Origin of the sequence: Citrobacter sp. Cy070 (genome assembly GCF_030332245.1) — a bacterium.
GTDB lineage: Bacteria > Pseudomonadota > Gammaproteobacteria > Enterobacterales > Enterobacteriaceae > Citrobacter > Citrobacter youngae.
On record NZ_JAOWIG010000045.1, the window covers coordinates 88112 to 107782 of the forward strand.

The following is a 19671-nucleotide window of genomic DNA, read 5'->3' on the forward strand; positions in this document are numbered from 1 at the left end:
TCACAATGGCAAAACTCACTCATCAGACTTTATCTACAGGGAATAATAACATGCAGCCAAATGACATCACTTTTTTTCAGCGTTTCCAGGATGACATTCTGGCCGGACGCAAAACCATCACCATTCGTGACGAGTCCGAATCACACTTTAAAGCCGGGGACATTCTACGGGTTGGACGCTTTGAAGATGAGGGCTACTTCTGCACGATTGAAGTTGTCGGCACCTCAACGGTTACGCTGGATACGCTAACGGAAAAACATGCCCAGCAGGAAAACATGGCGCTCGATGAGCTTAAACAGGTGATCGCCGAGATTTACCCGGATCAAACGCAATTTTATGTGATTGATTTTAAATGCCTTTAACTTTACAGGTACAGCTGTTAGCTGAAATATAAAATGCAATTATATGATTTTTATTAATTATTTATTATTTGATAAATATTTTAGCTAACATGTGTTCACTGGAACCATTCTCAGTTACGCTAGAGGCGCAATAACGAAAGTGTTCGTTTCTGGGGAGTAACTTATGGTTCAGAAGCCATTAATCGCGCAGGGATATTCGCTGGCAGAGGAAATAGCCAATAGCATCAGTCACGGTATCGGGCTGGTGTTTGGGATTGTCGGACTGGTGCTGTTACTGGTTCAGGCAGTGGATACCAACGCCAGCGCCATGGCTATTACCAGCTATAGCCTGTACGGCGGCAGCATGATCCTGCTGTTCCTTGCCTCAACCTTGTATCATGCGATCCCCCATCAGAGAGCGAAAGTCTGGCTGAAAAAATTCGACCACTGCGCGATTTATCTGCTGATTGCCGGGACCTACACGCCATTTCTGCTGGTGGGGCTGGATTCGCCGCTGGCACGCGGACTGATGATTGTTATCTGGAGCCTGGCGCTAATCGGTATTTTATTCAAACTGACTATTGCGCACCGCTTTAAGGTTCTGTCGCTGGTGACCTACCTGACAATGGGCTGGCTATCGCTGATAGTGGTGTATCAACTGGCGGTTAAGCTGGCGGCGGGTGGTGTGACGTTGCTGGCCGTTGGCGGCGTCGTGTATTCGCTGGGCGTTATTTTCTACGTCTGTAAGCGCATTCCTTACAACCACGCGATCTGGCATGGCTTTGTGCTGGGTGGCAGCGTTTGCCACTTCCTGGCAATCTATCTGTACGTTGGTCAGGCTTAACCCTTGATGCCGGATGGCGGCTAACGCCTTATCCGGCCTACAAAATGTGCCTGTAGGCCGGATAAGCGTGCGCTATCCGGCGTTAATCTTTTACTCTTCCAGCGAATACGGCAGCGGTACGATATGCAGCGTTTTTGCATCGTCGCGAACGCGGAACACGCTGTCGGCTTCCATGTCGTTATTCATCACAACCTGCACCAGCACTTGTCCATCAGCCAGCTGTACCGCGGCGAGTACGGTGCCGGTACGACGCCAGTTCTCGCCCATTTTCAGCTCCAGGTCTTCACCCGCTTCCGGTACCCGACTGGCCGCACCTGCCAGAGTCCACATGGCGCGTTTATTGGCGCCGCGGAATTTTGCACGAGCAACCATTTCCTGACCGGTATAGCAGCCTTTTTTAAAGCTGATACCGCCCAATGCCTGCAGATTGGTGGCCTGCGGAATAAACTGTGCGCTGTTGGCAGTATCAATAACCGGAATACCCGCTTCGATATCCAGCGCCAGCCACTGTTGGCTGTTATTCAATTCTGCTTCGCCACGCAGTTTCTCCGCAATCATCTCAGCTGTTGCGACATCAACGATCAGCAGGAAGCGTTCAGACGGATGCTCGAACCACAGCAGGGTGGAAGCGCCGTGGGTAACGACCTGCTTATCGCTGGTTGGCAGTTCGCTAAAGAGATTGGCTAGCGCCGCGCGCGCCTGGAAGCCCGCTACGCCCAGCAGGACTCGCTCGTCATCCGGGGCAATCACGACCTTCGAGAAGACGGCGTATTTTTTCAGTTCGGTCAATTGGGCATCACGCAGGCTACGGCGTTCAAGCCAGGCAAAACCATCAGCCTGACGGAAGAGACGCAGGTTGCTCCACATTTTACCTTTGGCATCGCAGTGAGCTGCCAGCAGGTGTTGCTGTTCGGTCATCTGGCTGACATCAGCGGTGACCTGGCCCTGGATGTACTTTTCACTGTCGACGCCGGTAATGGTGGCGAGAGCCCAGTCGTCGAGCGTCATTAGCGTCAGAGGCAAACGTGCCGACGCACACGGCTGGCGAGGAGGAAACGATGTAAAAGCCATAATAATGTCCTGATTTGCTTAACGCGATAATAATGACTAATGGTAAAAGAGCTATAGGCTATTGCAAGCGGTTTAAACATCCTGTTTGTGCCTTATATTAAGCTTTGCGAGGAGACATCCAAAAAAGTGAACCCTTTGACTTAATGTGGTTTTATTTAGCGATCGCGCTTCCGTTTACTGATATTCCCGTAAAAGAGCGTGAAAAACACGTTACAATAGCCGGATACTTCGTTTTCGCGAGACAGGGAAAAGAACATGGATATTAACAACAAAGCACGTATTCATTGGGCATGCCGCCGCGGTATGCGTGAACTGGACATCTCTATCATGCCGTTTTTTGAACATGAGTATGACAACTTAAGTGACGAAGAAAAACGCATCTTTATCCGTCTGCTGGAATGTGATGATCCAGACTTATTTAACTGGTTGATGAATCATGGGAAACCGGCTGATGAGCAGTTGGAGCAGATGGTGCGACTCATCCAGACACGGAATCGGGAACGTGGTCCAGTGGCAATCTGATTTACGCGTTTCATGGCGCGCACAGTGGCTCTCTCTGCTCATTCATGGGCTGGTTGCGGTATTCATTTTATTGATGCCCTGGCCATTGAGCTACACCCCATTATGGTTGGTGCTGCTCTCTCTGGTGGTGTTTGATAGCGTACGCAGTCAGCGTCGCATTAACGCTTGTCAGGGAGAGATTAGACTGTTAATGGACGGTCGCCTGCGCTGGCAGGGGCAAGAGTGGTCTATCGTTTGTGCACCCTGGATGATTAAAACGGGCATGATGCTGCGTTTGCGTTCAGATGCGGGAAAACGTCAGCATTTGTGGCTGGCAGCGGACAGCATGGATGACGCTGAGTGGCGGGATTTGCGGCGGTTAATGCTGCAACAGGTAAAGCAGGGTTAACGCCGGCGAATGACTGATGGCGAGCAGCTACGGTTTAGCGCGCTATGTAAGCCGGAGAAGGCATTCACGCCGTCATCCGGCAAACTGGCTATCAGGACCAGTGTTCGGCCATTTCACCGAGAATTTGCTCACACCATGCCTGGATACGTTCATCGCTGAGGTCGTACTGGTTCGTTTCATCCAGAGCTAAACCGACAAACAACTGCCCATCGGCAATCACGGGTTTATCACTGGTGAATTCATAACCTTCTGTTGGCCAGTAACCGACAAACTTAACGCCTTTGGTGACCAGTTTATCATGCAGCATACCCAGTGCATCAAGGAACCACTCACCGTACCCCAGTTGATCGCCCATGCCGTAAAGCGCGACAATCTTGCCTTCCAGGTTGAGGTTGTCCAGTTGATCCCAGACCGCTTCCCAGTCTTCCTGAATTTCACCGAAATCCCAGGTTGGAATACCCAAAATGAGCACGTCATACTGCTCCATTAGAGCCGGGGAATCATCCTTGAGATTGTGCAGTGTCACCAGTTCGGGACCCAGGATATCGCGGATTTTTTCTGCTGCCATTTCGGTGTAGCAGGTGCTGGAACCGTAAAAAAGACCCATGTTCATGACGTAAACATCTCAATTCTGCTGTAGCGTTGCGGGTAGTGTAACAGAATCGCCGCAATCCCGGCACAATGAGGCATAATGCATCAAAAATGAGAGTGGAATAAGGGGCGCGAGTGGAACAGGATCTGGCGCGCATCGAGCAGTTTCTTGATGCACTGTGGCTGGAACGAAATCTGGCAGAGAACACGTTAAGTGCGTATCGTCGCGATCTGACAATGCTTGTTGAATGGTTGCACCATCGTGGCATTTCACTGGCGACGGCGCAGAGCGATGATTTGCAGGCATTGCTGGCTGAGCGGATGGATGGCGGGTATAAAGCCACCAGTTCAGCTCGTTTGCTCAGTGCCATGCGGCGTTTTTTTCAGCATCTTTACGGCGAAAAATTTCGCGAAGACGATCCAAGCGCCTCGCTTGCTTCACCTAAACTTCCGCAGCGTTTGCCAAAAGATCTCAGCGAAGCGCAGGTAGAACGGCTGCTGCAGGCCCCGCTTATTGACCAACCGCTTGAGCTACGCGACAAAGCGATGCTGGAGGTTTTGTACGCTACGGGGTTGCGCGTATCAGAGTTGGTGGGGCTGATGATGAGCGATATTAGTCTGCGCCAGGGCGTTGTGCGGGTGATTGGTAAAGGCAACAAAGAGCGGCTTGTGCCGTTGGGCGAAGAAGCCGTGTACTGGCTGGAAACATACCTGGAACACGGTCGTCCGTGGTTGCTCAACGGCGTATCGATTGACGTACTGTTTCCCAGCCAGCGTGCGCAGCAGATGACCCGTCAGACTTTCTGGCATCGTATTAAACACTATGCTGTGTTAGCAGGGATCGACAGCGAGAAACTGTCACCGCACGTATTGCGGCATGCTTTTGCCACACATCTGCTCAATCACGGCGCTGACCTGCGCGTGGTGCAGATGCTGCTGGGGCATAGCGATCTCTCGACTACGCAGATTTATACACATGTCGCAACGGAGCGCTTGCGTCAACTACATCAACAGCATCACCCACGAGCGTGAGTGCTGACAGTAAAGGATAGGTTATGAAGAAACGTTTTATGATGCTCACCCTGCTGGCTACAGCGTTTTCAGGCATGGTGCATGCAGACGATGCAGCTATTCGCCAGTCATTAGCGAAGCTGGGCGTGCAGAGCACCGAAATTCAACCTGCTCCGGTTGCGGGCATGAAAACCGTACTGACCAATAGCGGTGTGCTGTACGTGACTGAAGACGGCAAGCATATTATTCAGGGGCCGATGTATGACGTAAGTGGCGCAAGTCCGGTGAATGTCACTAATCAATTGCTGATGAAGCATCTGAATGCGCTGGAAAAAGAGATGATCGTTTACAAAGCGCCGCAGGAAAAACACGTCATCACCGTTTTCACCGACATCACCTGTGGTTACTGCCACAAGTTGCATGAAGAGATGAAAGACTACAATGCGTTAGGGATCACCGTCCGTTATCTGGCCTTCCCTCGACAGGGGCTGGAAAGCCAGGCCGAGCAGGACATGAAGTCAATCTGGTGTGCAAAAGATAAAAACAAAGCCTTTGACGATGCAATGGCGGGCAAGGGCGTGAAAGCGGCGACCTGTGATGTGGATATCGCGAATCATTACGCGCTGGGCGTGCAGTTTGGCGTCAGTGGCACACCGGCGATTGTCCTGAGCAACGGCTATGTTGTTCCAGGCTATCAGGGGCCGAAAGAGATGAAAGAATTCCTCGACGCACACGAAAAACAGACCAGCGGTAAATAATTCGCGTGAAACAACAGATACAACTTCGTCGGCGTGAAGCCGACGAGACCGCCGAGCTACCAGCCGACTTGCCGCCGCTGCTGCGTCGTTTGTACGCCAGTCGCGGCGTGCGCAGCGCGCAGGAGCTTGAGCGTAGCGTGAAAGGCATGCTGCCGTGGCAGCATTTGAACGGCGTCGAAAAAGCGGTTGAGATCCTCTATAACGCCTTTCGCGAAGGAACCCGCATCATTGTGGTGGGGGATTTCGATGCCGATGGTGCGACCAGCACGGCGCTGAGCATCCTGGCAATGCGTGCGTTGGGCTGCAGCAACGTTGACTACCTGGTGCCTAATCGTTTTGAAGACGGCTATGGTTTAAGCCCGGAAGTCGTGGATCAGGCCCATGCCCGGGGCGCTCAGCTAATTGTCACCGTAGACAACGGCATCTCGTCTCACGCGGGAGTCGAACATGCCAGAACGTTGGGGATCCCGGTCGTTGTGACCGATCACCACCTGCCCGGTGACACGCTGCCGGGCGCAGAGGCGATCATCAACCCTAACCTGCCCGACTGTGAATTCCCGTCGAAATCGCTGGCAGGCGTTGGTGTGGCCTTCTACCTGATGCTGGCGCTGCGCACCTTTTTGCGTGATAAAGGCTGGTTTGATGAACGTGGTATCGCGCCGCCGAACCTGGCAGATTTGCTTGATCTGGTTGCTTTGGGCACAGTAGCAGACGTGGTGCCGCTGGATGCCAATAACCGTATCCTGACGTGGCAAGGTTTAAGCCGCATTCGTGCTGGAAAGTGCCGCCCTGGCATTAAGGCGCTACTGGAGATTTCCAATCGTGACCCGCTCAAACTGGCCGCCAGTGATTTAGGTTTTGCGCTTGGCCCTCGGCTGAACGCGGCAGGTCGTCTGGATGATATGTCCGTCGGCGTGGCGCTGCTACTGTGTGACAACATTGGTGAAGCGCGCGTGCTGGCCAATGAGCTGGACGCGCTAAACCAGACACGAAAAGAGATTGAACAGGGGATGCAGGCAGAAGCACTGACCCTGTGTGAAAAGCTGGAACGCAGTAGTGACACACTCCCAGGCGGCCTGGCAATGTACCACCCAGAGTGGCATCAGGGCGTGGTGGGGATTCTGGCGTCGCGCATCAAAGAGCGCTTCCATCGTCCGGTGATTGCGTTTGCGCCTGCCGGTGACGGTACGCTGAAAGGCTCCGGACGTTCGATCCAGGGACTGCATATGCGTGATGTGCTGGAGCGTCTGGATACGCTTTATCCCGGCATGATCATTAAGTTTGGTGGACATGCGATGGCAGCAGGTCTGTCGCTGGAAGAAGCGCAGTTTGAGCATTTCCAGCAGCGTTTTGGCGAACTGGTAACAGAATGGCTTGACCCCGCTTTATTACAGGGTGAGGTAGTCTCTGATGGTCCGCTGAGTGTGGCAGAGATGACCATGGAGGTCGCGCAAATGCTGCGCGATGCCGGCCCGTGGGGACAAATGTTCCCGGAGCCGCTGTTTGACGGGCATTTCCGCCTGCTTCAGCAGCGCCTGGTCGGTGAGCGTCATCTGAAGGTGATGGTGGAGCCTGTTGGCGGCGGCCCACTGCTGGACGGAATTGCGTTTAATGTCGATACCACATGCTGGCCGGATAACGGTGTTCGCGAAGTTCAGCTTGCATACAAACTGGATATTAACGAGTTTCGCGGTAACCGCAGCCTGCAGATTATAATCGATAATATCTGGCCACTTTAGCGTCACAATACACATAATCATTCAAGCTGCATCGAGGCGGCAAGTGAATGAGTCCCCAGGAGCGTACAACGAGTACGTGACTGGGGTGAATTCGCGCAGCCAACAAAGAGTCAGCTTGAAGGATGACGTGTATATTCGCTATAAAAAAGGGTGTGGATTGGTTACAATCCCGCTCTTATAACCGCATTTTGACTCGTTCAATAAAAGAAATCAGACCATGTTTGAAATTAATCCGGTAAATAACCGCATTCAGGACCTCACGGAACGCTCGGACGTTCTTAGGGGGTATCTTTGACTATGATGCCAAGAAAGAGCGTCTGGAAGAAGTAAACGCCGAGCTGGAACAGCCGGACGTGTGGAACGAACCCGAACGTGCACAGGCGCTGGGTAAAGAACGTTCTTCCCTTGAGGCCATCGTTGATACGCTCGATCAGATGAGCCAGGGCCTGGAAGATGTCTCCGGCCTGTTGGAACTGGCTGTAGAAGCCGATGACGAAGAAACCTTTAACGAAGCCGTAGCAGAACTCGATACGCTGGAAGATAAGCTGGCCCAGCTGGAATTCCGTCGTATGTTCTCCGGTGAATATGACAGCGCAGATTGCTATCTCGATATCCAGGCGGGTTCCGGCGGTACCGAAGCGCAGGATTGGGCCAGCATGCTGATGCGTATGTATCTGCGTTGGGCTGAAGCGCGCGGCTTTAAGACCGAAATTATTGAAGAGTCTGAAGGTGAAGTGGCGGGTATTAAATCCGTGACCATCAGAATTGCTGGCGAGTATGCTTACGGTTGGCTGCGTACTGAAACCGGCGTACACCGTCTGGTTCGTAAGAGTCCGTTCGACTCCGGCGGACGTCGCCATACGTCGTTCAGTTCGGCGTTTGTTTATCCGGAAGTTGACGATGATATTGATATCGATATCAACCCGGCGGACCTGCGTATTGACGTTTACCGTGCCTCCGGTGCAGGCGGTCAGCACGTTAACCGTACGGAATCTGCGGTGCGTATTACCCACATCCCGACCGGGATTGTGACGCAGTGTCAGAACGACCGTTCCCAGCACAAGAACAAAGACCAGGCCATGAAGCAGATGAAAGCGAAGCTTTATGAACTGGAAATGCAGAAGAAGAATGCCGAGAAACAGGCGATGGAAGACACCAAGTCAGATATCGGCTGGGGTAGCCAGATTCGTTCTTATGTCCTTGATGACTCCCGCATCAAAGATCTGCGTACCGGGGTTGAAACCCGTAACACGCAGGCGGTGCTGGATGGCAGCCTGGATCAATTTATCGAAGCAAGTTTGAAAGCAGGGTTATGAGGAACCAACATGTCTGAACAACACGTACAGGGCGCTGACGCGGTAGCCGACCTTAACAATGAACTGAAAACGCGTCGTGAGAAGCTGGCGAGCCTGCGTGAGCAGGGGATCCCGTTCCCGAACGATTTCCGTCGCGATCATACCTCAGACCAACTGCATGCTGACTTCGACGCAAAAGAAAACGAAGAGCTGGAAGCGCTGAACATTGAGGTATCCGTTGCTGGCCGTATGATGACCCGTCGTATTATGGGTAAAGCATCATTCGTTACGCTGCAGGACGTGGGCGGCCGTATTCAGCTGTACGTTGCGCGCGACGATCTGCCGGAAGGCGTCTACAACGAGCAGTTCAAGAAATGGGATCTGGGCGATATCCTCGGCGCGAAAGGTAAGTTGTTTAAGACCAAAACCGGCGAACTGTCCATCCATTGTACCGAGCTGCGTCTGCTGACCAAAGCCCTGCGTCCGCTGCCGGATAAATTCCACGGCCTGCAGGATCAGGAAGCGCGTTACCGCCAGCGTTACCTGGATCTCATCTCTAATGATGAATCCCGCAACACCTTTAAAGTGCGTTCACAGATCATGGCGGGCATCCGTCAGTTCATGGTTGCTCGCGGCTTTATGGAAGTAGAAACCCCGATGATGCAGGTGATCCCAGGCGGTGCGGCAGCGCGTCCGTTTATCACCCATCATAACGCGCTGGATCTGGACATGTACCTGCGTATTGCGCCGGAACTGTACCTCAAGCGTCTGGTGGTTGGCGGCTTCGAACGCGTATTCGAAATTAACCGTAACTTCCGTAACGAAGGCATCTCTGTTCGCCATAACCCAGAGTTCACCATGATGGAACTCTACATGGCTTATGCGGACTACAAAGATCTGATCGAACTGACCGAATCTCTGTTCCGTACGTTGGCGCAGAACGTTCTGGGAACGACTGAAGTGCCTTACGGTGAAGAAGTCTTCGACTTCGGTAAGCCGTTCGAAAAACTGACCATGCGCGAAGCGATTCAGAAATACCGTCCGGAAACCAACATGGCCGATCTGGATAACTTCGACTCTGCAAAAGCGATTGCTGAATCTATCGGCATCAAAGTTGAGAAGAGCTGGGGTCTGGGTCGTATCGTGACCGAGATCTTTGAAGAAGTTGCAGAAGCGCACCTGATTCAACCGACCTTCATTACCGAGTACCCGGCAGAAGTTTCTCCGCTGGCGCGTCGTAATGACGAAAACCCGGAAATCACCGATCGCTTCGAATTCTTCATCGGCGGACGTGAAATCGGTAACGGCTTCAGCGAGCTGAACGATGCCGAAGATCAGGCGCAGCGTTTCCAGGATCAGGTTAACGCCAAAGATGCGGGTGATGACGAAGCGATGTTCTACGACGAAGACTACGTTACCGCTCTGGAACACGGTCTGCCGCCGACTGCGGGCCTGGGTATTGGTATCGACCGTATGGTTATGCTGTTCACTAACAGCCACACCATCCGCGACGTGATCCTGTTCCCGGCAATGCGTCCGGTTAAGTAAGATGTGAACTGCCGGATGGCGGCTGATGCCTTATCCGGCCTACGCGGAAGACGATTCGTAGGCCGGATAAAACGCGTTTGCGTTGTCATCCGGCAATTAATGACCGCTGGAAAATGCGCGCAACAATTTTCGCGCCTTATCGTCTGAAACCTGCATTACCATCCACGGGCTGAAGGCCCACGGTGTAACGTCAATCCCGCATAACACATCCTCAAGATTGCTCCACCGATAATCCATCACTTCCTCCGCGTTCGGCTGCAGCGTGCTGATTAGCTGTGCGGCGTATACCGGACAAACTTCATTTTCCACAATTCCACTGGGATCTGCGGCACAATAGCGAAAATCAGCGTATACGGGCGTGAGTGCGCGAATGTCAGCTCCCAGCTCGAAGCGGGCGCGACGGATAATGGCGTCTTCAGTTGTTTCCCCTGATTGTGGATGACCGCACACCGAGTTTGTCCAGACACCCGGCCAGGCTTTTTTATGCAGCGACCGGCGGGTGACCAGTAGTTGACCCTGCTCGTTAAATATCCAGCATGAGAAAGCGGAGTGCAGGGGCGTTGTGGCGGTATGCGCCGCATACTTTTCCAGCGTTCCACAGGGTTGGCCCTGTTCGTTCAATAAAATGACATGTTCCTGTCGCATTGCGTCCACCCTCAATCTTAAGCGCCTACATTATATGCTTAATTAAGTCATATTGATTAACAGAGGGTGTGAAATGCCAGAGCCGACGCTTCGTTACGCGATATGATTTGGCATCCGGTTTCTGGCTGCTATGATAAAGCGTCTGAAAATGTTGCGAGGTATTGTTTTGAGTGCAGGACGCCTGAAGAAAAATGGCTTGGGTATCGTGATGCTGCTGTGTGCCGGTCTGCTGTTAGCGGGCTGTTCCGGGAGTAAGTCGTCTGATACAGGAAGTTATTCCGGCTCCGTGTATACCGTGAAGCGGGGAGATACGCTATACCGTATTTCGCGCGCCACCGGCACCAGCGTGAAAGAGATTGCCCGTCTGAATAACATTTCACCACCCTATACCATCGAAGTAGGGCAAAGGCTGAAGGTCAGCGGCGGCGCGAAAACCAGTTCAAGCTCTGGCAAAACAACCAAGAAATCCTCGACTAAAACGGCAACTGTCAGACCATCTTCATCCGTGCCGCAGTCATCCTGGCCGCCGGTGGGGCAACGCTGCTGGTTGTGGCCTGCCAGCGGTAAAGTGATCCTGCCTTATTCAACGGCGGATGGCGGCAACAAGGGTATTGATATCTCAGCTGCGCGCGGCACACCGGTTTATGCGGCGGGAGCAGGGAAGGTAGTTTATGTCGGCAACCAGCTGCGGGGCTATGGCAACCTCATCATGATTAAGCACAGTGAGGATTACATTACCGCTTATGCGCATAATGATACGCTACTGGTGAACAACGGGCAGAGCGTGAAGGCCGGGCAGAAAATTGCCACCATGGGTAGCACTGATGCGGCATCTGTACGCCTGCACTTCCAGATTCGCTATCGCGCAACGGCGATTGATCCGCTACGTTATTTACCGCCGCAGGGGAGTAAACCTAAGTGCTAACAGGCTATTTTATCAGCAGTTAGCATAGTTTGGGCTTGTCAGAGGGTGCGTAAGGTCTATAATGGCCCACGCACCTCTTCGCGGGCGTAGTTCAATGGTAGAACGAGAGCTTCCCAAGCTCTATACGAGGGTTCGATTCCCTTCGCCCGCTCCAAACTCAAGTCTTCTGAAGTCTACCAAACTCAATTTTCCCTTGATAAATCAGCAGTTATAGCATTCTATTAGTCTATTGAACTCAATTGTACTCCCCCAGGGTCAAGCTCAATGTGGGGGTATGGATGGGGGTATAATTGTACCCCCTGCTGAGAGGTACCCCCAATGAAGCTGACAGCTCGTCAGGTTGAAACTGCAAAACCTAAAGATAAGCCCTACAAACTCGCTGATGGTGGTGGTCTTTACCTGCTGGTTAATCCCAACGGTAAAAGATACTGGCGTCTCAAATACCGTTCGCTAGGTAAAGAGAAGCTGCTCGCTATTGGCGTTTACCCCGATGTTTCTTTAGCTGAAGCCAGAAATAAGCGTGAGGATGCAAAAAGGACATTAGCGGCTGGCAACGATCCTTCTCTTGAACGGAAAATTGAGAAACTTAGTCGTCAACAAGATGCAGAAAACTCTTTTGAGGCTATCACGCGGGAGTGGTATCAGCGTCGCTATGACCGCTGGTCTGTCTCCTACCGCGAAGAAATGTTGAGAACCTTTGAAAAGGATGTGTTCCCTTATATCGGTCACCGGCCAATCAAAGATATCAAACCGATGGAGTTGCTTGCTGTTCTTTCAAAGATAGAAGTTCGAGGAGCAACTGAGAAGGTCCGTAAGGTTCGCCAGCGTTGTGGAGAGGTCTGGAAGTATGCCGTTGTGACTGGCAGGGCTGAGTACAATCCAGCTCCTGATCTAGCCAGCGCAGTAGCTCCCCATGAGAAAGAGCACTATGCTTTTTTGACCCAGGATGAATTGCCAGAGTTTCTTCAAACTCTGAACACCTACGCAGGTAGTGTACTTGTTAAAATAGCGATGCAATTACTTATTTTGACTGGAGTAAGGCCTGGGGAATTGAGGCAAGCGGAGTGGCAGGAGTTTGATTTTGAGCGGAAGGTTTGGAACGTGCCAGCAGAGCGCATGAAAATGCGCCGCCCTCATCTGGTTCCGTTATCAAGCCAGGCAATTGACTTGCTTAATCAGCTTAAACCCATGACGGGAGCGGGAACGTTGCTGTTCCCAGGACGTAATAATCCAAAGAAACCGATGAGTGATATGGCATTGACTGTGTTGGTAAGGCGCATCGGCTATGCAGGACGCGTTACTGGGCATGGATTCCGCCACACGATGAGTACCATTTTGCATGAGCAGGGATTTAACTCGGCCTGGATCGAGCTACAGCTGGCTCACGTCGATAAGAACTCAATTCGTGGGACGTATAACCATGCTCAATATCTGGAGGGTAGGAGGGAGATGATGCAGTGGTATGGAGATTTGATCATTAATAATTGACAGAACTAATTGCAACCTGCTTCAACTCGCAATGAATGAAGCAGGTAAAAATATCTTCATTCAATAGTAAAACCAAGTTTTCTTAATGTATCAGCCTCACTATCTTTTAATTTTTTGACACCCCAGACTAATCGATATCTAGGCCTTGAGCTTGCAACATAGGCAAATCTGGTCGATTCTGACTTTTGATTATTTATCCACTGTTTCCAGTGTGAACCATTATTTCCAGAGTTTGAAGGCGATGATAGTAGAATTGTCACATCATGAGTTTCACCTTTAACGCTATGAATTGTAGCATATTTATAATTTTCAGTATTTACTTTTTCTATTGCAGTGAACTCCGAAACATTAATTTTTGCAAGTCCTGAAGGAGCTTTTATAGATAAGGGAAATACTTCCTCTACTATAGGTTTTAATTCATCAGTTATGAACGGTTGTTGATGAAGATTGATAAGGATTGCATTTGCATTTTTACACCATTTACTCCATGTTAATTCAAAATTGTTGAGCTTATTCTCGATGAAGTATTCCAATGTATAGAAAAGAAATGCTCGCCATTGCACGGATGACTCAATCTCATTAGGACAATTATACTTAGATTCTCTAATTGGATGATTTGATCTTGCGCGTATTACTGTTGAAAATAACTGCAGTGAGTTTTTTATATTTTGAGTTCCATGCAATGAGAAAATATTTATTGCGTTAACAAGATTTTTCACAATATTATCTTCGATACCATTAAATGTGAACTTTTCCAAAATAGAGTGCCCACGAGCTACAATTACATTATTACTGTATCCGAAACATATCTGTCCAATTCTATCGATTAATTCTAGAGGCGTTTCATTATACTGCAAAACGATACAGGGAGATTCAATTGAACTAAATTGGCCATTAACACCATCATGCGCTGATAATTTTGAACAAAGATCAATGATTTGCTGACAGCTTCGGTAATTAATTTTTAATGGCATTCTTTCGAATTCATTGTCAGCAATGAATTTTATTGTATCTTTAGGATCTACAGCACGGAAACCATAAATGGATTGATCTAAATCACCGACAAAGTGAAGTTTAACTCCTAGATCATGAAGCCCCTGCAATATAAATAAGTGCTCGTATGATAAATCTTGGCACTCATCAATAATAATTAGTGGAAATCTTTTAGAGAGTAATGAAGCATAATTTTTATACTGTTCATTACTGAAGATTTCAGCAGCAAGAAATAGTGAGTCATCGTGAGTCATTAATCCAGATTTAAATAACTTATTTTTTGTTTCTATTAAATCTTTAATTTGCCATTCCTTCAGATTTATGGCGTTTCTCATTCTGTCAAGTTCGGGGTTATCCGAGTTGAACAGTATGGAATCATTTCTTCTATCAAAAGTATAATGGTGAGCTTTGATCTTTCCTCTTTGATTGTAAGCATATTTTGTTTGAATGAATAATGGTGACGCAGACTCTATAATCCTTAAAGTATTGTTATTACACTCCCCCTCAAAATGAGTCAAACTTTTTGCGTTAGGACTAATTAAAAACTTAAATATAAAACTATCAAAAGTTCCAATGAAGTGTGGAAATCTACTGACTGTATCGGGAGAGTACTTTTTAACCCGTGAGAAAAGTTCATCTGTAGCGCTATTAGAAAAGGATAATAAAGCTATACCACTAGGACTAAGTGTCCAATTATTTATCTCCTTTGCAACTTTCGCGGCAATGACTTCAGTTTTTCCACTACCAGGACACGCCTCAAGATAAATACTAGAGCTAATAGATGATTCGATATAATCTATCTGTTGAGAGTTAAAATGCTTCATCTTTATACCTCTCCATCTTGGCATACCCAGAGAATAGCATTTTTAATATATTCTGGCGTTTCAAATTTAACTTTATTACTTAAGATTTTATCTGACAGACTTTGTGCAAAATATCCTTTCCCTAACTCATTGTTCTCGATATATTGTAATAACTCATTTGCAATCACAGCTCGTTCGCTAGATTTTTTCTTCGACCAATCGTCATTTACATCCATAATTGCTTTTATCTTCTTCTTTATTTCCCCGTCTGTAGGCCAAATTTCATAAAGTACAGTTGACATAACAGCAATGTTATTCCCTGTCATTGCTAAATCGTATTCAAGTGTTTTGTATTTACTTACATAAAGCCTTGCATATTTAGAACTATTTATCTCTCCCACGAGTTTGATAGCATGATTAGTTCCATCATACATTTCATCATCATGGGGGATAACTATTTTTTCAATGAACTTATTTTCTTCTACGCTTTCCTTTATCTTTTTGGGAGGGTCAAGATCTGTTAATCCTGCACAGCGAACAGGTATGTTTAATCCTTCATGTTTTGTCTTTTCACTTGGGATTGCAAAGTTACAATATATTCCCATGAAGTGTCTAAAATAGATACCATTAAGATTTATAACAGAAACACCTAAATCTGATAAGGTGTTCTTCCCTACATCTCTACTAGCTAATGCCTCTTTTGCTAAAACAGGCAATAGCATTTGCTCGGCTATACCCTCGACGAGAATTACACCACTTGCGAAAAGTAAGTTGGATTTAGTTACATCCATCCATCTATCAATGAACTCTTTACTTTTTTTTGCCAATCCACAGTCTTTTATACGTGTTGCTACTGGGGAAGTTGATTTGGATAAGTGAATGATAGAATCAACACTGACTGAAGAAGCAAGAGTTGTCGAATGCGTTGTGACAATTACTTGCACATTATTTTCTTTGTCTTCGGATACTTTTTTTAAATGCTCAAGTAATCTTATTTGAAGTTGAGGGTGCAAATGAGCTTCGGGTTCTTCTATTAATAACACTCTACAAGTAGATGAGTCTTGTTCGTTGCCTAGAGTAAGCTCGGCTAATATAGATGCAATATAAAGGAGATTATTATAACCTAAGCTGTTTTGCTCTAAATTTCTAAAAAGTTTGGTGTCATTCTCTTTTAAGTCAGGGAAAAATATAAGCCGTAAACTTTCTACAATTCTAGTAAAGTCACTTTCTGCAAATTGAATTGCTGTGTTCTGCCCAAAATTAAGCCCTATAGCATTCTGTAGCTGGTTTTTTATTAATTGGTTTGCGGCTTTAATACTGTATAAATCACTATTTGATAATTCATCATTGAAGGTATTAACTTTATCTACTAAAGGATGCACTCCACCACTTTTTTTAAGTGTTTTTAGATCTTTTCTATTTATAGCTTTTAAAAGTTTCGATAATCTTGACTGCCGACCGTTGGTCAGTTTTGATTCTGCATCTCTTAATGGCGGGAGATATATGCAATAAATTAGGTCTAATAATTCATAATCAAATTGAGAATTTTGCGAATCACCACCCCAAAGTGATTTTTTATATCTCCCTCTTATTTCTTTATTCTCAACGTGTAAATTTAATTTAGCTACATCTGAATTCCCAGTCCAAGGAAGTAAGGCAATTATCTCCTTTGCATCTAAATTAGAAAACTCCGCATTAATTGTAAATGAATCACTTGCTTTTGGAGGATTACTGAATGGGCTATGAAAATCATTTTCTGTTATGTTATATCGCTCTGATTCTGAATCAATAAATAATTGCCTTATTGAGTTTATAATAGCAGATTTCCCAGCCCCATTTTCACCTACAATAACACTAAGACCTTCATTTAATGAAATATTAAATTCATCATTAAAACATCTAAAGCCTTTTATTTTTAATTTGCTTAAAAACATATGAGTAACCATCCTGATAACATCAGCAAATTGCTTTTTTCTGTTTAAAATCCAAATCCAACGATTAACAAAAAAATAAAATAATTTCAAGGTATTAAAGAGAAAAGTAAACCCTTGCCCCGTAATTTGTGGGTCACATCTCGTAAAAACGCATAAAACATATTCGTTTTTACGAATGTGTAAATTGATTTTATTTTTTTAAAGAGTATCCTGACTTCAAATGAACAGGAGGAATGATGTCTCTAACTTCCCTACAACTCTTCAAAAACCTCTCCGATGAAACCCGTCTGGGCATCGTGCTGCTGCTCAGGGAGATGGGAGAGCTGTGCGTGTGCGATCTCTGTACGGCGCTGGATCAGTCGCAGCCAAAGATCTCCCGTCATCTGGCAATGCTCCGGGAAAGTGGCCTATTGCTGGATCGCAAGCAGGGGAAATGGGTTCACTACCGCTTATCCCCGCATATTCCTTCCTGGGCCGCTCAGGTGATTGAGCAGGCCTGGTTAAGCCAACAGGACGACGTACAGGCCATCGCCCGTAAGCTGGCATCGGCAAACTGCTCTGGTAGCGGTAAGGCTGTTTGCATCTAAAAAATTTGCCTGAACATATATGATTTTACGAATGTGAGGTATTCAGAATGAAAACGTTAACGGTGTTTGACCCGGCAATGTGCTGCAGTACCGGCGTATGTGGCTCAGATGTCGATCAGGTTCTGGTTGATTTTTCTGCTGATGTGCAGTGGCTGAAAGGACGTGGTGTGCAGGTTGAACGTTACAACCTGGCGCAGCAGCCCATGAGCTTTGTTCAGAATGAGAAAGCGAAAGCATTCCTCGAAGCATCTGGAGCAGAAGGGCTTCCGTTACTGCTGTTGGACGGTGAAACGGTGATGGCAGGGCGATACCCAAAACGCGCTGAGCTGGCTCGCTGGTTCGGTATACCGCTGGAGAAGGTAGGGTTAGCTTCCACCAGCTGCTGTGGTGGTAATACTTCCTGTTGCTGAGTATGTCAGGAGGATATATGAAATTCTTACAGAATATCCCGCCTTACCTGTTTTTTACCGGTAAGGGAGGTGTAGGAAAAACTTCTATTTCCTGCGCGACGGCAATCCGCCTTGCTGAACAGGGTAAGCGGGTTTTGCTGGTCAGTACCGATCCCGCCTCCAATGTCGGCCAGGTATTCGATCAGGCTATAGGTAACACCATTCGCCCTGTGGCAGAAGTTCATGGACTTTCCGCTCTGGAAATCGACCCGCAGGAAGCCGCCCAACAATACCGCTCCAGAATCGTTGGTCCTATCAAAGGTCTTTTGCCTGATGACGTTATTAACAGTATCAGCGAGCAGCTTTCAGGAGCCTGTACCACTGAGATTGCGGCGTTTGATGAGTTCACCGGCTTATTGACAGACGCTTCCCTGCTGACCCGCTTCGATCACATCATTTTTGATACAGCGCCGACGGGTCACACGATTCGCCTTCTCCAGCTTCCCGGTGCCTGGAGTAGCTTCATTGAAAGTAATCCAGATGGTGCTTCCTGTCTTGGCCCAATGGCCGGGCTGGAAAAGCAGCGTGAGCAGTATGCTCATGCGGTAGAGGCGTTATCCGATCCTGAACGTACCCGCCTGGTTCTGGTTGCGCGACTGCAAAAATCTACGCTGCAGGAAGTCGCCCGCACCCATGAAGAACTGGCTGCGATTGGGCTGAAAAACCAGTACCTGGTTATTAATGGTGTGCTGCCTACAACTGAAGCTGAACATGACACCCTGGCCGCTGCGATATGGCAACGTGAACAGGAGGCACTGGCAAATCTTCCTGCCGGTTTATCTGGGCTACCGACAGATACCCTATTACTACAGCCAGTCAATATGGTTGGTGTTTCAGCATTGAAGGGACTGCTGGATACCGGTTCTGAGGCATTACCGCTCCCGGTAACGAACATCCAGTACACGCCTGAAAACTTATCGCTCTCTGGCCTGGTCAATGATATCGCTCGCAGTGAACACGGCCTGATTATGCTGATGGGCAAAGGTGGCGTAGGGAAAACCACAATGGCTGCTGCCATCGCCGTAAGGCTGGCAGACATGGGATTTGACGTGCATCTCACGACCTCTGATCCTGCTGCGCACCTAAGTACAACGCTGAACGGCAGCCTCAAAAACCTTCAGGTCAGCCGCATCAACCCTCACGATGAAACCGAACGCTATCGCCAGCATGTTCTTGAGACGAAGGGAAGAGATCTGGACGAAACAGGGAAACGGCTACTGGAAGAGGATTTACGTTCTCCTTGCACGGAAGAGATTGCGGTGTTCCAGGCGTTCTCACGCGTAATCCGTGAAGCAGGCAAACGGTTTGTGGTCATGGATACGGCACCCACCGGGCATACGCTATTACTGCTTGATGCTACAGGGGCTTATCACCGTGAGATTGCCAAGAAGATGGGAGATAAAGGTCATTTTACCACTCCGATGATGCAGCTTCAGGACCCGGAACGCACCAAAGTCCTGCTGGTCACTCTGCCTGAAACCACACCGGTACTGGAAGCAGCAAACCTGCAGTCCGATCTTGAGCGTGCGGGGATTCATCCGTGGGGCTGGATTATCAATAACAGCCTTTCCATTGCGGATACGCGTTCTCCGTTGCTTTGCCAGCGCGCCCAGCAGGAACTGCCTCAAATTGAGGCTGTTAAGAATCAGCATGCTGACCGTATAGCGCTCGTTCCGGTACTGGCTTCTGAGCCAGCCGGTATTGAAAAACTCAGAGAGTTGGCGAGTTAATTTTTTGTT

Annotated in this window: 19 protein-coding genes and 1 tRNA gene; 15 read left to right on the forward strand and 5 right to left on the reverse strand. The window is 48.4% G+C overall.

The genetic code is table 11. The features are described 5' to 3' along the window. Positions 1-50 precede the first annotated feature (50 nt). Together yqfB and trhA are read left to right on the forward strand one after the other, a co-directional pair. Positions 51-362: a N(4)-acetylcytidine aminohydrolase gene (yqfB, locus tag OGY19_RS05075; RefSeq protein WP_048213167.1), complete on the forward strand. Its 312-nt coding sequence runs from the start codon at positions 51-53 to the stop codon at positions 360-362. Between the two features lie 163 nt (positions 363-525). Next, positions 526-1185 carry a PAQR family membrane homeostasis protein TrhA gene (gene trhA, locus OGY19_RS05080; RefSeq protein ID WP_003026947.1) on the forward strand — a complete coding sequence of 220 codons (660 nt, stop codon included), beginning with the start codon at positions 526-528 and terminating at the stop codon, positions 1183-1185. Positions 1186-1275: 90 nt separating this feature from the next. Here trhA and ygfZ read toward each other — a convergent pair whose 3' ends face one another. Beyond that, a complete protein-coding gene (gene ygfZ / locus OGY19_RS05085) occupies positions 1276-2256 on the reverse strand; it encodes a tRNA-modifying protein YgfZ (protein ID WP_115601506.1) in 981 nt (326 codons plus the stop codon). A gap of 255 nt (positions 2257-2511) precedes the next feature. Here ygfZ and sdhE point away from each other — a divergent pair, with 255 nt between their 5' ends. Continuing rightward, the gene (gene sdhE / locus OGY19_RS05090) at positions 2512-2778 is read left to right on the forward strand and encodes an FAD assembly factor SdhE (RefSeq protein ID WP_005123351.1); all 267 of its coding nucleotides are present in this window, start codon (positions 2512-2514) and stop codon (positions 2776-2778) included. Continuing rightward, the gene (locus OGY19_RS05095) at positions 2759-3166 is read left to right on the forward strand and encodes a protein YgfX (protein WP_048213165.1); all 408 of its coding nucleotides are present in this window, start codon (positions 2759-2761) and stop codon (positions 3164-3166) included. The genes sdhE and OGY19_RS05095 overlap by 20 nt, the downstream gene beginning before the upstream one ends. Before the next feature lie 91 nt (positions 3167-3257). On the opposite strand, the gene fldB is transcribed toward OGY19_RS05095, so the two are convergent. Beyond that, on the reverse strand, positions 3258-3779 hold the full coding sequence (gene fldB / locus OGY19_RS05100) for a flavodoxin FldB (RefSeq protein ID WP_048213164.1): 522 nt from the start codon (positions 3777-3779) through the stop codon (positions 3258-3260). 113 nt (positions 3780-3892) lie between these two features. Here fldB and xerD point away from each other — a divergent pair, with 113 nt between their 5' ends. From xerD to lysS, 5 genes are all read left to right on the forward strand, one after another. After that, positions 3893-4789, forward strand: coding sequence for a site-specific tyrosine recombinase XerD (gene xerD, locus OGY19_RS05105; protein ID WP_115601507.1), 897 nt, complete (start codon positions 3893-3895; stop codon positions 4787-4789). 23 nt (positions 4790-4812) lie between these two features. Next, the gene (dsbC, locus tag OGY19_RS05110; RefSeq protein WP_101742745.1) at positions 4813-5526 is read left to right on the forward strand and encodes a bifunctional protein-disulfide isomerase/oxidoreductase DsbC; all 714 of its coding nucleotides are present in this window, start codon (positions 4813-4815) and stop codon (positions 5524-5526) included. Between the two features lie 5 nt (positions 5527-5531). Next, positions 5532-7265 (forward strand): single-stranded-DNA-specific exonuclease RecJ, encoded by a 1734-nt coding sequence (gene recJ / locus OGY19_RS05115; RefSeq protein ID WP_115601508.1) that lies wholly within the window; start codon positions 5532-5534, stop codon positions 7263-7265. Between the two features lie 217 nt (positions 7266-7482). After that, positions 7483-8581, forward strand: a protein-coding gene (prfB, locus tag OGY19_RS05120; protein ID WP_096878465.1) for a peptide chain release factor 2 whose coding sequence is annotated in 2 segments (ribosomal slippage) — positions 7483-7557 and positions 7559-8581 — 1098 coding nt in all. Because the reading frame shifts where the segments join, the coding sequence is not laid out codon by codon here. Between the two features lie 9 nt (positions 8582-8590). Then, complete coding sequence (lysS, locus tag OGY19_RS05125; protein WP_003026911.1) at positions 8591-10108, forward strand: lysine--tRNA ligase; 1518 nt, start codon at positions 8591-8593, stop codon at positions 10106-10108. Between the two features lie 96 nt (positions 10109-10204). Here lysS and idi read toward each other — a convergent pair whose 3' ends face one another. Further along, positions 10205-10753 carry an isopentenyl-diphosphate Delta-isomerase gene (gene idi / locus OGY19_RS05130; protein WP_115601509.1) on the reverse strand — a complete coding sequence of 183 codons (549 nt, stop codon included), beginning with the start codon at positions 10751-10753 and terminating at the stop codon, positions 10205-10207. 166 nt (positions 10754-10919) lie between these two features. Here idi and actS point away from each other — a divergent pair, with 166 nt between their 5' ends. The 3 genes from actS (at position 10920) to OGY19_RS05145 (ending at position 13166) form a co-directional block, all read left to right on the forward strand. Continuing rightward, the gene (gene actS, locus OGY19_RS05135; protein WP_048213497.1) at positions 10920-11678 is read left to right on the forward strand and encodes an amidase activator ActS; all 759 of its coding nucleotides are present in this window, start codon (positions 10920-10922) and stop codon (positions 11676-11678) included. Positions 11679-11758: 80 nt separating this feature from the next. Next, positions 11759-11832, forward strand: a tRNA-Gly gene (locus OGY19_RS05140). Between the two features lie 164 nt (positions 11833-11996). Further along, a complete protein-coding gene (locus tag OGY19_RS05145; protein WP_115188135.1) occupies positions 11997-13166 on the forward strand; it encodes a tyrosine-type recombinase/integrase in 1170 nt (389 codons plus the stop codon). Between the two features lie 56 nt (positions 13167-13222). Here the strand turns inward: OGY19_RS05145 and OGY19_RS05150 are convergent, their stop codons facing one another. Beyond that, on the reverse strand, positions 13223-14983 hold the full coding sequence (locus OGY19_RS05150) for a DEAD/DEAH box helicase (RefSeq protein WP_234609489.1): 1761 nt from the start codon (positions 14981-14983) through the stop codon (positions 13223-13225). Between the two features lie 2 nt (positions 14984-14985). After that, positions 14986-16896, reverse strand: coding sequence for an ATP-dependent nuclease (locus tag OGY19_RS05155; RefSeq protein WP_234610213.1), 1911 nt, complete (start codon positions 16894-16896; stop codon positions 14986-14988). A 233-nt stretch (positions 16897-17129) separates the two neighbouring features. On the opposite strand from OGY19_RS05155, the gene arsR reads away from it, so the two are divergent. Genes arsR through arsA form a run of 3 tightly spaced genes read left to right on the forward strand, consistent with a single transcriptional unit; the run spans position 17130 to position 19662 of the window. Further along, on the forward strand, positions 17130-17483 hold the full coding sequence (gene arsR, locus OGY19_RS05160) for an As(III)-sensing metalloregulatory transcriptional repressor ArsR (RefSeq protein ID WP_191226803.1): 354 nt from the start codon (positions 17130-17132) through the stop codon (positions 17481-17483). A gap of 47 nt (positions 17484-17530) precedes the next feature. Next, entirely contained in the window at positions 17531-17893 is a 363-nt protein-coding gene (arsD, locus tag OGY19_RS05165; protein WP_234610214.1) for an arsenite efflux transporter metallochaperone ArsD, read from the forward strand. A 17-nt stretch (positions 17894-17910) separates the two neighbouring features. Then, positions 17911-19662, forward strand: a complete 1752-nt coding sequence (gene arsA / locus OGY19_RS05170) for an arsenite efflux transporter ATPase subunit ArsA (protein ID WP_286596249.1) — start codon at positions 17911-17913, stop codon at positions 19660-19662. Positions 19663-19671 lie beyond the last annotated feature (9 nt).